The following is a 13,028-nucleotide window of genomic DNA, read 5'->3' as shown; positions in this document are numbered from 1 at the left end:
CCAAGCCACTCCCTCCAACCGACCATATAAAGGATTCGCCATGTCCGAGCAGCCCAAGATCTTCGTCAACCTCGCCGTCAAGAACCTCGACCGCGCGGTCGCTTTCTATACCCAGCTGGGTTACACCTTCAATGCCAAGTTCACCGACGAAAACGCCACCTGCATGATCGTCGGCGAGAATATCTTCGTGATGCTGCTGGTCGAGCCGTTCTTCCAGTCCTTCACCAAGAAGTCGATCTGCGACACCTCCAAGAGCGTCGAGGCCTTGCTCGGCCTGTCGGCCGCGAGTCGCGAGAAGGTCGACGAACTGGTCGAAAAGGCTATCGCCGCCGGTGCGGTCATTCCGAAGGACCCGGTGGACTACGGTTTCATGTACCAGCGCAGCTACGAAGACCTCGACGGCCACACCTGGGAAGTGTTCTACATGGACCCGAATGCGGAACCGCACGCCGCCCAGCAGTAAGTCCCTGCGCCGGGCATCGCCATAATCGGGCGATGCCCATCTGCCGGCTGTCATCGAGGCTCTCGGCAGTGGTCGGCACCGACACTGGTTCAAAAAATCGCCCCGGATGCCATGCATCCGGGACGATCGTCGTTTCAGGGGAAGCCGCGCTCAAGGCGCGAACGCTCAGGCGCCCGGCGCCTTCAGTTCCTGCGACAGCCAGTCGTCGATCAGACGCTTCTCGTAGCGCAAGGGGTCGCTGTCGCTGACGCTGCGCGCACCGATCATGAAGCCCATGTCGCGCAGGGTGCGCTGGCCTTCCTCGACGACCTGGCCGTTGGCGTCCAGGCGCTTGAAATTCAGGACGATGCGCGGCGGATAGATCTCGCGGATGAAGCGGGTGTCGTCGAACTGCGGGCCGTGCCAGGGCTCGAAGTCGCCGGCGCGCTTGATGTCGGCGATGTCGACTTCCAGCCGCTGCCCTTCCGGCAGCCGCTTCTGCGCGCGGGTGCGCAAGTGCTGCGCCAGTTGCTCGACCCAATTGCCACGCACGGCCTCGAAGCGGTTGCGGCTGTAGCGGATTTCGGTGAACTGTGCGGGGTCTTCCCAGCGCACGGCGACCGGGCCCTGTTCGGGCAGGGCGCGTGGCGCGTCGGGATCGGTGACGTTGCGGGACTTCGCGCCGGCGTCCCCGGCCATCAGCGCGGCGGCCGAGAGCAGGACGGCGAAGGCGATGCGGAGGTTCATGACGGGCTCCGATGCGGTGGGGATACGGTCCGATTCTCCGCCTGCCACCGCATCGCCGCCAGCGACAAGGCGTTAAACCCGCGTATGCGGGAGATTCCGTTGCCGCCAATTCACGATCTTCGCCGCGTTCGCGGGTGCTTCATTCGCAGGCGACGCCGTCGCCGTCGCGATCCAGATGCCGGCCGTAGCCGGGATCGCCACGTCGTACCGGTGCGGCGCCGGCAGCGCGCGCGGCGCTGCAGTTGGCGTAAGCGCCGCCGTCGTCGGCTGCCGAGTCCGTGTTGTCGGCGGCCCACGACGAAGCGCGGTTGGGCGCACGCGGCGATGCCGGTCGCAAGCCGTCACCGCCGGCGGCGGGGCCGCGATGGCAGTGGTAGCCGCCGTGCTTGCGATCGTTATGGCAGCCCTCGGCATTGAGGCCGCCGCCGTGCGCCCAGGCGGGCGAAGCGGCGCTCAGTGCCAGTGCGGCGCCGAGCGCGATGGAATGAGCGCGCATGATGAGTCCCCCGTCTCGAACCCAACGGGTCCGGGACGGGAAAGCGGCCAAGCCTTGAGCGTGCAGCCGAGGGTATCCAAGGTCAGAGGACGGAAGCTTTGCGGTTGCCGTTGCGTTAACGAGATACGGCCGGATGCGTCCCGGCGGAGACAGCGTGGTCGCGGCTCACGCCGCTCCTACAATATTCGGTTGCCGTTGCCGTGAAAGCTTGGCGCAGTTCCGAACTTGCGATGCAACCGTAGACCCGGAGGGCGCCGCACAGGACGTGCGGCGTTTTCCGATAAGACAAGGATGTCTTATCGGAAAATCCCGACGCGCGCTGCGAACTCGCAGGGGAGCTTCGTCAAGGAGAGCCCTTTTCTTTGGTTACCTTTCTTTTGGGCTCAGCAAAAGAAAGTAACCCGGCCGCTTTAGCGGACGGAAGCTCCAGATTTTGCTGTACGGCTCTGCGGTAGGAGGCGCGGCAACGGGAAATGGCGCGGTCGCGGCTTGCGCCGCTCCTACCCATGGGGCCACTAGCCTCAGGACGCAAACTCGCGCCGCACGTCGTCGAAATCCATGACCGGCCGTACTTCCAGCCGGCCGGTGCGGCTCCACGGGAAGGACTCGGCGATGCGCACGGCTTCGGCCATGTCGGCCGCTTCGATCAGGTTGAAGCCGCCCAGGTACTCCTTGGCTTCGGCGAAGGGGCCGTCCATGAAGGTGGTGCGGCCGTTGCGCGTGCGCAGCGTGGTCGCCTGCGCCGGCGGCGCGAGCATCTGCGAATCCAGCAGCACGCCGGCGTCGCGCATCGCGTCGGCGTGGGCGAGGCAGCCGCGCATCATCGTGCCGAACTCGCCCTCGGGCAGGGCTTCGATCAGGCTGTCGTCGTTGTAGATCATGACCAGATATTTCATGGCGTCCTCTGGGGCAGGCAGGAAGGCGTTCGTCGATGGGTCCGGTAGCGGCGAGGGCTGGGAAGCGCGCCGCGAGGACTGCGGCGCCGAGCATAACGCCGTGGCCGCGCGATGCATCAGTGACGAAACTCATGCATCGCATCCGCTCGTGGCGTTCGCCGGATGAATGCGCAGGGCACCACCGCATCGGTGCGGCACTCTGCCGGGCGGCCGTCGCAGGGCCTGCGATCCCGGCTGCAGCGACGACGCCTATCTCTGCGGTGATCGACGTGCGGCGAGGGCTGCGGCGACAATGCCGAGGTTCCGCAACGCTTGGCCACGCCCGATGTCCGAAGTTTTCGCTTGCCGCCCCATCGCCTACCTGCGCTCGCCGTATGCGCAGCGCATCGATGCGCCGCACCAATCGACGGTGGTGCAGGGCACGCAGAGCGGCGAGGTGGTCGAGGCTCGGCTGGAATTCGTCGACGACCTGGCGCCGGAGGCCTATGCCGACCTGGCCGGATTCGAACGCATCTGGCTGATCTTCGCGTTTCATCGCAGCCAGGGCTGGAAGGCGCAGGTGAAGCCGCCGCGCGGCGGGCCCAAGCGCGGGGTGTTGGCGACGCGTTCGCCGCACCGGCCCAATCCGCTGGGGCTGTCGGCGGTGGAACTGGTCGCGGTCGAACCCGGTGCGTTGATCCTGCGCGGCGTCGACCTGCTCGACGGCACCCCGGTGCTCGACATCAAACCCTACGTGCCTTACGCCGATGCCTTCGCCGGATCGCGCGCCGGCTGGATCGACGAGATCGACGCCGCGCAGGGCCGGCAATCGGCGCCGGGGCCGAAGCGCCCGCGCAAACCCCCGGGCGGCCGCGCCGGTTGAGACCTGGCGGCTCGTCTGGTGACGGCCGCGAATCGATCGAAACGAAGGGCTTGACCGCTACGGCCTGTCGCTGTAATTTCCGTTTTGGTTAATTAGCTGATTGGTTTAGATGTAGGTCCTGCAAGGCCCGGCGCCCTTCGGGGCGAGCGGCTTCCCCTTTCGCCCGAGGAATTCCTATGACGTTCGATGGCTCCAGCACCGCCGACACCGCTTCCGCCGACCGCACCACCCACAGCGTCGACGACCACAGCATCACCTTGCAGCGCGTCCTCAACGCCCCGCGCGAGCTGGTGTTCGCGGCCTGGACCGACCCCGTGCAGGTAGCGAAGTGGTGGGGGCCGCACGGCTTCAACAGCGAAGTGCGGCAGATGGACGTCGCGGTCGGCCGCATGTTCCGCATCTGCATGGTCGCGTCCGACGGCGCCGAGTACCCGATCAAGGGCACCTATCAGGAGATCGTCGCGCCCGAGCGCCTGGTCTACATCGACGATTGGGACGACGACAGCAAGCCCTCGCAGCAGTCGCGTGTCACCGTGACCTTCGCCGAACACGGTGCCGGCAAGACCTTGCTGACCCTGGAGATGCGCTTCGGTTCGATCGCCGAGCGCGTCGAAGCCGAGCAGCAGGAAGTCATCCCGGGTTGGGGCGAATGCTTCGAACGCCTGGACGCGCTGGTGTCCGCGCACTGACGCACGAAGCGTGCACGCCATCGCGCGCCGGCCCGCACCGCCGGCGCGCGACGGTCGTACACTGGGCGACCGCACGCGCCCGGCGCGACTCTCGCGCCGTCGTCCGCGTCATCGCCTCCGCGGAGTGTCCATGCCGTCCGTTTCCGAAGCTTCCCCGCTGTCCGCGCATGCGCGCAGCGACGCGCCCGCGATCGTTTCGATCAAGGGCCTGACCAAGACCTATGCCGGCGGTTTCCAGGCGCTCAAGGGCGTCGACCTCGACATCCGCCGCGGCGAGATCTTCGCCCTGCTCGGGCCCAATGGGGCCGGCAAGACCACCCTGATCAGCATCGTCTGCGGCATCGTCAATCCCAGCGGCGGCCAGGTGCTCGCCGACGGCCACGACATTGTCCGCGACTACCGCGCCGCGCGCTCGGCGATCGGCCTGGTGCCGCAGGAACTGCACACCGACGCCTTCGAGACGGTGTGGGACACGGTCAAGTTCAGCCGCGGCCTCTACGGGCGGGCGCCGAATGCGGCGTACCTGGAAAAAGTCCTGCGCGACCTGTCGCTGTGGGACAAACGCGGCGAGAAGATCATGGCCCTGTCCGGCGGCATGAAGCGGCGCGTGCTGATCGCCAAGGCGTTGTCGCACGAGCCGACGATTCTGTTCCTGGACGAGCCGACTGCGGGCGTCGACGTCGAACTGCGCCGCGAGATGTGGGCGATGGTGTCGCAGCTGCGCGACAGCGGCGTCACCATCATCCTGACCACGCACTACATCGACGAGGCCGAGGAAATGGCCGACCGGGTCGGGGTGATCAACCACGGCGAGATCGTGTTGGTCGAGGAAAAGCGCGCGCTGATGCGCAAGCTCGGCAAGAAACAGCTGACCCTGCAGTTGCAGACCGCCTTGTCGACCCTGCCCGAGGCCCTGGCCAGCGATGCGCTGAGCCTGTCGGACGACGGCCACGAGCTGGTCTATACCTTCGATGCTCAATCCGAGGAGACCGGCATCGCCGCCCTGCTGCGGCGCCTGGGCGAGCACGGCATCGACTTCAAGGACCTGCACACCAGCCAGAGCTCGCTCGAGGAAATCTTCGTCAACCTGGTCAAATCGCCGCGCCAGGCCGGCGCGGAGGTGCGCGCATGAACCGGCACGCGATCAAGGCGATTTATTTCTTCGAGATGCACCGCACCTTCCGCACCCTGATGCAGTCCATCGCCACGCCGGTGCTGTCGACCTCGCTGTACTTCATCGTGTTCGGCTCGGCGATCGGCTCGCGCATGGTCGAGATCGGCGGGGTCAGCTACGGCGCCTTCATCGTGCCGGGCCTGATCATGATGGCCTTGCTGACCGAGAGCATTTCCAACGCCTCCTTCGGCATCTACCTTCCGAAATGGTCGGGCACGATCTACGAGCTGCTGTCGGCGCCGGTGTCGTTCCTGGAGGTGATCGCCGGCTACGTCGGCGCGGCGGCGACCAAGTCGGTGATGCTGGGCATCCTGATGCTGATCACCGCGCGCTTCTTCGTCGATTTCGAGATCGTGCACCCGGTCTGGATGGCGGTGTTCCTGGTCCTGACCGCGGTCACCTTCAGCCTGTTCGGCTTCATCATCGGGGTGTGGGCCGACGGCTTCGAGAAGCTGCAGATGATCCCGATGATGATCGTGATGCCGTTGACCTTCCTCGGCGGCAGTTTCTACTCGATCGACATGCTGCCGCCGTTCTGGCGCAGCGTCTCGCTGTTCAACCCGGTGGTCTACCTGGTCAACGGCTTCCGCTGGAGCTTCTACGGCAAGTCCGATGTCGACATCGTCCTCAGCGTCGGCATGACCACGGGTTTCATGCTGCTGTGCCTGGTCGCGGTGTGGTGGATCTTCCGGACCGGGTACAAGTTGAAGAGTTGAGGTGTGCGCGGGATGAGGCGGGCTTGCCCTTCTCCCGCGAGCCATTCCTTCTCGCGCAAGCGGGAGGTTTCCTCACTTTCCTTCTCCCGCAAGCGGGGATTTGCCTTTCCCTTCTCCCGCAAGCGGGCATTTGCCTTTCCCTTCTCCCGCAAGCGGGAGAAGGTGGCCCGAAGGGCCGGATGATGGCAGGCGTGTTGCCATAACTGCCTCGCGTGCCCTCACCCCAACCCCTCTCAGCCTTGCACTCCCTGCGGTCGCCGCAAGCGAGAGAGGGGCTTCAATCGAAAGGGAGAAGGGGAATCGAGGCGGCTTGGGGTTTCGGCCGGGAGTCGCTTCAGCCCGCCTGCCGCACCGCCTCACCCCAGGGTATGCTTCGCCGATTCCGGTCCGGCCGCGTTGAGCGCAGCGCGGGCGTCGTGCCGGACCGATTCCGGGAGCCTCGCCGATGCAGACGAACCAGCAGGAACTTCATCGCGGTCTGAGCGAACGCCATATCCGCCTGATGGCGCTCGGCGCCGCGATCGGCGTCGGCCTGTTCCTCGGCTCGGCCAATGCCATCAAGTTGGCCGGCCCCGGCATCCTGCTGGCCTATCTGCTCGGCGGCGCGGCGATCTTCATCATCATGCGCGCGCTCGGCGAGATGGCCGTGCACAACCCGGTCGCCGGCTCCTTCAGCCGCTATGCCCGCGACTACCTCGGGCCGCTCGCCGGTTATCTGACCGGCTGGAACTACTGGTTCCTGTGGCTGGTGACCTGCGTGGCCGAGATCACCGCGGTCGGCATCTACATGCAGGTCTGGTTCCCGGATACGCCGCAGTGGATCTGGGCGCTGGCCGCGCTGATCGCGATGGGCTCGGTCAACCTGATCACGGTCAAAGCCTACGGCGAGTTCGAGTTCTGGTTCGCGATGATCAAGGTCGTGACCATCGTGGTGATGATCCTCGCCGGCCTGGCGATGATCGTGTTCGGCTTCGGCAACAACGGCGTGGCCATCGGCATCAGCAACCTGTGGGCGCACGGCGGCTTCTTCCCGAACGGCGCGCAGGGCGTGCTGATGTCGCTGCAGATGGTGATGTTCGCCTACCTCGGCGTGGAAATGATCGGCCTGACCGCCGGCGAGGCCGCCAACCCCGGCAAGTCGATTCCCGATGCGATCAACTCGGTGTTCTGGCGCATCGTGATCTTCTACGTCGGCGCACTGTTCGTGATCCTGTCGCTGTACCCCTGGAACGAGCTCGGCACCACCGGCAGCCCGTTCGTGATGACCTTCGAGCGCCTGGGCATCCGCGAGGCCGCCGGCATCATCAACTTCGTGGTCCTGACCGCGGCGCTGTCCTCCTGCAACGGCGGCATCTTCAGCACCGGCCGCATGCTCTACAACCTGGCCCAGCAGAAGCAGGCGCCGGCGTTCTTCGCCAACACCTCGCGCGGCGGCGTGCCGCGCGCGGCGATCCTGGTGTCGGTGGTGGCGCTGCTGTTCGGCGTGCTGCTGAACTACCTGGCGCCGAAGGAAGTGTTCGTCTGGGTGACCTCGATCTCGACCTTCGGCGCGATCTGGACCTGGGCGGTGATCCTGGTTTCGCACATGCGCTTCCGCAAGGCGCTCAGCGCCGAGGAACGCGCGCGCCTGGCCTTCAAGATGCCGATGTATCCGGTGGCTTCGTGGGTCGCGCTGGCCTTCCTGGTGCTGGTGGTCGGCCTGATGGCGTACTTCCCGGATACGCGCGTGGCGCTGTATGTCGGCCCCGCGTTCCTGATCCTGCTGGTAGTGCTGTACTACGCGGTCGGCTTCCACAAGCGCGACACCGCGGTGGCGCAGGGCGCCTGATCGCTCCGCTCAACGCCCCTCTCCCGCGTGCGGGAGAGGGGTTGGGGGGAGGGCGCAGCGCTGGTAGGCCGTAGTTAGTTATTCGAGACCAAGCTAAAGAGCGTCCTCACCCCGGTCCTCTGCGCCATGCACTTCCTGCGGTCGCCGCAAGCGGAGAGAGGATGACCGCGGCTCACTCCCCGCCGACCGCCGCACCGCGCGCCGGCGCCGAGGCCTGCAGCCCGCGCGCCGTTTCCGCCAGCCGCAGGAATTCGCCGCGATAACCGTTGCGGTCGTCGCCGCGCGCATCCGCCGCGATAACCGTTGCGGTCGTCGCCGCGCGCATCCGCCGCGAGTTTGATCACGCCGTCCCAGCCGAAGTTCGCGTCGACGTGGGTACCGCCGCGCAGCAGGTCGCCGAAACCGGCCACCGAGGCGGCGAAGCGCAGGCGTTCGCTCGCTTGCGCGGCGATGTCCTGGCGTCGCAACGGGGTCTCGATCAGGCGGCTGTCGTTCTCGCCGGGACGCTTGTAGCGCAGGCGCAGCAGAGCGAGTTCGTCCTTGCGCACGCCGTCGTCGGCCTTGGCCTCGCCGGCCGGCTTGGCCGCCGCGTAACGCAGCGGATCGACCGACTCGCCGCCGGACCCGACCAGGGCCACTTCGTACAAGGCGGTGACATCGTGGCCGGCGCCGATCTCGCCGGCGTCGACGCGGTCGTTGTTGAAGTCCTCGCGCCGCAGCAGGCGGTTTTCGTAGCCGATCAAACGGTACTCGGCGACCACCGCCGGGTTGAACTCGACCTGGATCTTGACGTCGCCGGCGATGGTCAGCAGGGTCGAGCCGAGTTCTTCGCCGAGCACTTTCTGAGCTTCCAGGGCGCTGTCGATGTAGGCGTGGTTACCGTTGCCGACGTCGGCCAGCTGCTCGGCCATGGCGTCGTTGTAGTTGCCGCTGCCGAAACCGAGCGTGCTCAGGGCGATGCCCGACTTGCGCTGGTCGGCGACCAGGGTCTCCAGCGCCTTCTGGTCGACCGTGCCGACGTTGAAGTCGCCGTCGGTGGCGAGCAGGACGCGATTGATGCCGTCGGGGATGAAGGCCTGGCGCGCGGTGGCGTAGGCCAACTGGATGCCGTCGCCGCCGTTGGTCGAGCCGCCGGCCTGCAGGCGTTCGAGCGCATCGAGGATCTCGCCGCCGCGGTCGCCCGGCGTCGGCGGCAGCACCAGGCCGGCCGAGCCGGCATAGACCACGATCGAGATCCGGTCCTGCGGGCGCAGTTGTTTGACCAACTGGGCGAAGGCTTTCTTCAGCAGCGGCAGCTTGTCGGGCTCGTCCATCGAGCCGGAGGTGTCGATCAACAGCACCAGGTTGGCCGGCGGCAATTCGCTGCGGTCGACGTCGTAGCCCTGGATGCCGATCTGCATCAGCACGTGCTTGGCGTTCCACGGTGCCGGCGCGAGCTCGGTGCTGACCTTGAACGGCGTGTCCTTCGAGTCCGGCGCCGGGTAGCCGTAGTCGAAATAGTTGATGAGCTCCTCGACCCGCACCGCGTCCTTCGGCGGCAGTTCGCCGGCGGCGAGCATACGGCGCACGTTGGCGTAGCTGCCGGTGTCGACGTCGATGGAAAAGGTCGAGACCGGTTGCTCGGCGGCGCGGTGGATCGGGTTGGGTTCGATCTCGGCGTATTTCTCGGTGTTGGCGGGGGCCGACTGGTCGGGCTCGGCCATCATGACTTTCGCGGGCATCGGCATCGACACCGCTTCGGCCGAAGCCGGCGCGTCGGCGCGTTCGACTTTCTTGCTGCAGGCGCCCAGCAGCAGGGCGAAGGCGATGCCGCAGGCGAGGGCGGCAGCGGGCAAGCGGGTGGGGGTGGGGCGGTTGCGCAGCAACATGGTGATCCTCCGTTGATCGGGTTGTGCGTCTTGGGAACGTCGGCCGGCGCGCGATGGGGTCGAGGCGACGGCGATGGCCACACTAGGCAAGTGCGTCTTCGCTTTTCGTTATGACCGCCGTCGTTTTCCGTTGGCCCGGCTTGGTCCACAATCTGCGTTCATTACGAATGCCGGCGCCGGGGAGGCGCCAGGCCCCGATGACCCCCGACCGGCTCGCCACCGCCGACCTGCTGCGGCTCGCGCTCGACGCCATCCACCAGGCGCGCGACGTCGAGGCCGTGCGCCTGCTGCAGCGCGTGCTCGAACGCGAACCGGACAATCTGCACGTGCAGTACCTGCTGGCGATCCAACACGCCCAGCTCGGCTTGTTCGATCGCGCCGAGGAACGCTTGCGCGCGGTGCTGGCGGTGTTGCCGGAATTCGTCGTCGCCCGTTTCCAGTTGGCGCAGTTGCTGTTGATGCGCGGCACCGCCAAGGACGCGTGCGAATGGCTGGCGCCGGTGCTGGCCCAGGCCGATCCGCTCGGCGCTTATGCGCGCGGCCTGTCGGCCGCGGCCGAAGGCGACCGCGACCGCGCCTGCGCCGTGCTCGAAGCGGCGCTGCGCTTGCCGCAACCGGTGCCGGCCCTGGCCGGCGACATGCGCCGGCTGTGCGAGCAGTGGCGCGAGACCGCCACCGCCTGAGCAGGCCCGGGCGCTGCGCTCAGGGGCGCAGATTGACCGCGAGCAGGCCGAGCACGGCCACCGCGACCAGGACGAAGTGGATCAGTTGCAGGTTGTCCTGGCGGATGTAATAGGCGAACCAGCTGCCGCCGACCGCCATCAGGAAGCTGGTCGCCATCAGCGCGGTCAGCGCCAGGTTGGCCAGGATGATCGCGTCGGCGGAGGTGGCGAGGCCGGCCAAGGCGGCGACCGTCGCCCACAACAGCACCACCGTGACCATCTCGGCGCCGAGCACGATCGAGAATGCGGCGCGGTGCCAGGAAGTTTGCTCGATCCTGCGCGACAGCAGGGGCGATTGGATCGCCGGGGCTTGTTCGAACGGCGCCATGCGCATGATCGAACCGAGCGCGAACACGCCGTTGCGGAAGGCGATGAGGTTGTTGAACGCGACCACGGTGAGCCACAACGCCAGACCGGCGATGAAGACGAGTTTGAACAACAACAGGCTGGCAGCGAGGGACATGCGGATCTCCGGAAGGTCGTAGCGGTGCGCCCCGCCGCGGGCGCGGCATTTGGGGGCTGTTGCTGTATCGACGATCCAGGAGGCGGGTTTAAGACATCGCCCGCGAAAAAAATGTCAGCAAACAACATGACGACGCGCCGTGCCCCGGTGGGCAACGGCGCGGCGCGGGCAGGCGGACTCAGTCGGCCTGCGGTGCTTCGGTCAGGTAATAGGGCTCGACCTGGCCCTTGACCTTCATCGTCATCGGGTTGCCGCGGCGGTCGAGCGACTTGCCGACCGGCAGGCGCACCCAGCCTTCGCTGACGCAGTATTCCTCGACGTTGTTCTTCTCCACGCCGTTGAAGCGCAGGCCGATCCCGCGTTCGAGCACGGCCGGGTCGTAATAGGGGCTGCGCGTGTCGTTGGAGAGGCGGTCGGGCGGGGTGTCGGTCATGCTGGCGCTCTTTCGGTAGTGAACTGACGTGGTACGAGGCCGACCCGGCGCGGGGCGACCGGGGCGTTGGAGATTCGGCGCTCAGGATACGCGCACCGTCGTGCCCGGCCCAGTCCGCGCGGCGGCGGGTTTTGGCGCGGTGCCTCCGCGGCCGCGTCGATGCCGGCGGTGAGCCCGGGGCGCCGTGAAAGTCCGGCGCCCGGACAAACGCGGGAAACCGCGGGCGAATTCGCCCCACTGCCGGCCGCGACGGCTGCGGTGAAATTACAAGGCAAGCGCCGCGCCCCCCAGGCTTGGCCATCGCGGCGCGCTGGTGCAGGATCGGGCGTCGCGCCGCCGGCGCCGGAGAGCCCGATGATCCTGCGATCCCCCCTGCTTGCCTGGAGCCTGTCGATGACGCTTGTTACCGCACCCGCCACCGCCGCCGAACAGCGCGCGCAGCCCGAGTTGTTGGTGGGCTGCTACACCGGTGCGGTCTGCAAGGGCATCGGCCGCTATCGTTTCGACCCCGCCCAGGGGCGCATCGAGCCGCAGCCGCTGGAAGTGATCGAGACCGACAACCCCTCGTGGTTCGCCTTTTCCGCCGATGGCCGCCGCTTGTTCGCGGTCAACGAGAACGGCCCCGAGTCGGACGACCCGGTCGGCCGCGCCAGCAGCTTCGCCCTCGCGCGCGGAGACGGCCGCTCGCGGCCGCTGTCGCAGGCCAACTGTCTCGGCGACGAGCCCGCGCATGCGGCGCTGAGCCTGGACGGGCGCTATTTGTTCGTCGCCAACTATTCGGTCAACGCCGATCCCGGCGGCACGCTCGCGGTGATGCCGGTCGACGGCGACGGCCGCCTGCAGTCGGCGGTGCAGGTGCTGACCCATCGCGCCAGCCAGGCCGATCGCGAACGCCAGCTGTCGACCCATGTGCATGCCGCGGTGCCGTCGCCGGACGGCCGGCATGTGTTCGCCGCCGACCTCGGCGCCGACAAGGTCTATGCCTATCGCTACGACCCGGCGCGCAGCGGCGAACGTCCGCTGCGCGCGGCGGCGACGCCGTTCCTGGAACTGCCGCCCGGCAGCGGCCCGCGTCATCTGCTGTTCGATGCCTCCGGACGGCATGCGTATCTGACGCTGGAGATGAGCGGCGAGGTAGTGGTGCTCGACTACGCCGATGGCCGCCTGCAACCGGTGCAGACGCTGGCGATGGACCCGGGCCGGAGCAGCGGCAATGCCGCCGCGGCGCTGCATCTGTCCGCCGACGGCCGCTTTTTGTATGCGAGCAACCGCGGCGAGGACAACCACATCGCCGTGTACGCGGTCGATGCGGACAGCGGGCGTTTGTCGGCGCTGCAGCGCCGCAGCAGCGAAGGCCGCGGGCCGCGCGAATTCGCGCTCTCGCCCGATGGCCGTCATCTGATCGTCGCCAACCAACACAGCGGCAACCTGGTGGTGATCGAGCGCGATCCCGCCGAGGGCAGGCTCGGCAAGACCGTGCAAACGCTGGAAGCCGTGGCGCCGTCGGACATCAAGTTCGCGCCGGCTAACTGAGTTCGCTGGCCGTTCGCGGCGACACGCCACCGCATCCGCACCTGGTTTCGCCCTCGCAAGGCCCGGCATGTCCGGGCCTTGTAGTTTCCGAAACCCGGCATGTCAGGGCCTTGTGCGTTTCGTAGCCCGGCATGTCCGGGCCTCGTACGTTTCCGGGCT

General features: G+C 67.3%; 14 protein-coding genes. 8 read left to right on the top strand and 6 right to left on the bottom strand.

Going from position 1 to position 13,028, the window contains the following annotated elements; genetic code table 11:
• Window positions 1–40 precede the first annotated feature (40 nt).
• The gene (locus LC490_RS20390; protein ID WP_223621399.1) at window positions 41–463 is read left to right on the top strand and encodes a VOC family protein; all 423 of its coding nucleotides are present in this window, start codon (window positions 41–43) and stop codon (window positions 461–463) included.
• A 165-nt stretch (window positions 464–628) separates the two neighbouring features.
• Here LC490_RS20390 and LC490_RS20385 read toward each other — a convergent pair whose 3' ends face one another.
• The 3 genes from LC490_RS20385 to LC490_RS20375 all read right to left on the bottom strand — a co-directional run bounded on the left by LC490_RS20385 (window position 629) and on the right by LC490_RS20375 (window position 2,581).
• On the bottom strand, window positions 629–1,189 hold the full coding sequence (locus LC490_RS20385; protein WP_223621398.1) for a DUF3016 domain-containing protein: 561 nt from the start codon (window positions 1,187–1,189) through the stop codon (window positions 629–631).
• A gap of 139 nt (window positions 1,190–1,328) precedes the next feature.
• Complete coding sequence (locus tag LC490_RS20380; RefSeq protein WP_223621397.1) at window positions 1,329–1,685, bottom strand: excalibur calcium-binding domain-containing protein; 357 nt, start codon at window positions 1,683–1,685, stop codon at window positions 1,329–1,331.
• Window positions 1,686–2,206: 521 nt separating this feature from the next.
• The gene (locus LC490_RS20375) at window positions 2,207–2,581 is read right to left on the bottom strand and encodes a YciI family protein (RefSeq protein WP_223621396.1); all 375 of its coding nucleotides are present in this window, start codon (window positions 2,579–2,581) and stop codon (window positions 2,207–2,209) included.
• Window positions 2,582–2,906: 325 nt separating this feature from the next.
• Between LC490_RS20375 and tsaA the strand changes: the two genes are divergently transcribed.
• The 5 genes from tsaA to LC490_RS20350 all read left to right on the top strand — a co-directional run bounded on the left by tsaA (window position 2,907) and on the right by LC490_RS20350 (window position 7,850).
• Window positions 2,907–3,443 carry a tRNA (N6-threonylcarbamoyladenosine(37)-N6)-methyltransferase TrmO gene (tsaA, locus tag LC490_RS20370; RefSeq protein ID WP_223621395.1) on the top strand — a complete coding sequence of 179 codons (537 nt, stop codon included), beginning with the start codon at window positions 2,907–2,909 and terminating at the stop codon, window positions 3,441–3,443.
• Window positions 3,444–3,619: 176 nt separating this feature from the next.
• Window positions 3,620–4,132 carry an SRPBCC domain-containing protein gene (locus tag LC490_RS20365; RefSeq protein WP_223621394.1) on the top strand — a complete coding sequence of 171 codons (513 nt, stop codon included), beginning with the start codon at window positions 3,620–3,622 and terminating at the stop codon, window positions 4,130–4,132.
• A gap of 130 nt (window positions 4,133–4,262) precedes the next feature.
• On the top strand, window positions 4,263–5,264 hold the full coding sequence (locus LC490_RS20360) for an ABC transporter ATP-binding protein (RefSeq protein WP_223621393.1): 1,002 nt from the start codon (window positions 4,263–4,265) through the stop codon (window positions 5,262–5,264).
• Window positions 5,261–6,022 carry an ABC transporter permease gene (locus tag LC490_RS20355; RefSeq protein ID WP_031371050.1) on the top strand — a complete coding sequence of 254 codons (762 nt, stop codon included), beginning with the start codon at window positions 5,261–5,263 and terminating at the stop codon, window positions 6,020–6,022. Before LC490_RS20360 ends, LC490_RS20355 begins: the two co-directional genes overlap by 4 nt.
• A 445-nt stretch (window positions 6,023–6,467) precedes the next feature.
• Entirely contained in the window at window positions 6,468–7,850 is a 1,383-nt protein-coding gene (locus LC490_RS20350; protein WP_223621392.1) for an amino acid permease, read from the top strand.
• A 74-nt stretch (window positions 7,851–7,924) separates the two neighbouring features.
• Here LC490_RS20350 and LC490_RS20345 read toward each other — a convergent pair whose 3' ends face one another.
• The gene (locus tag LC490_RS20345; RefSeq protein WP_343223029.1) at window positions 7,925–9,718 is read right to left on the bottom strand and encodes a VWA domain-containing protein; all 1,794 of its coding nucleotides are present in this window, start codon (window positions 9,716–9,718) and stop codon (window positions 7,925–7,927) included.
• A 197-nt stretch (window positions 9,719–9,915) separates the two neighbouring features.
• Between LC490_RS20345 and LC490_RS20340 the strand changes: the two genes are divergently transcribed.
• Entirely contained in the window at window positions 9,916–10,401 is a 486-nt protein-coding gene (locus LC490_RS20340) for a tetratricopeptide repeat protein (protein ID WP_051884577.1), read from the top strand.
• A gap of 19 nt (window positions 10,402–10,420) precedes the next feature.
• Here LC490_RS20340 and LC490_RS20335 read toward each other — a convergent pair whose 3' ends face one another.
• The gene (locus tag LC490_RS20335) at window positions 10,421–10,903 is read right to left on the bottom strand and encodes a DUF2165 family protein (RefSeq protein ID WP_031371054.1); all 483 of its coding nucleotides are present in this window, start codon (window positions 10,901–10,903) and stop codon (window positions 10,421–10,423) included.
• 178 nt (window positions 10,904–11,081) lie between these two features.
• Window positions 11,082–11,336: a DUF3297 family protein gene (locus LC490_RS20330; protein ID WP_031371055.1), complete on the bottom strand. Its 255-nt coding sequence runs from the start codon at window positions 11,334–11,336 to the stop codon at window positions 11,082–11,084.
• Between the two features lie 354 nt (window positions 11,337–11,690).
• Between LC490_RS20330 and LC490_RS20325 the strand changes: the two genes are divergently transcribed.
• The gene (locus LC490_RS20325) at window positions 11,691–12,869 is read left to right on the top strand and encodes a lactonase family protein (RefSeq protein WP_223621391.1); all 1,179 of its coding nucleotides are present in this window, start codon (window positions 11,691–11,693) and stop codon (window positions 12,867–12,869) included.
• The last annotated feature ends 159 nt before the right edge of the window (window positions 12,870–13,028 follow it).

This window comes from Lysobacter sp. ESA13C (assembly GCF_019970005.1).
In the GTDB taxonomy this organism is placed as follows: Bacteria; Pseudomonadota; Gammaproteobacteria; order Xanthomonadales; family Xanthomonadaceae; genus Lysobacter; species Lysobacter antibioticus_B.
This window is presented reverse-complemented; position numbering and strand designations above follow the sequence as displayed.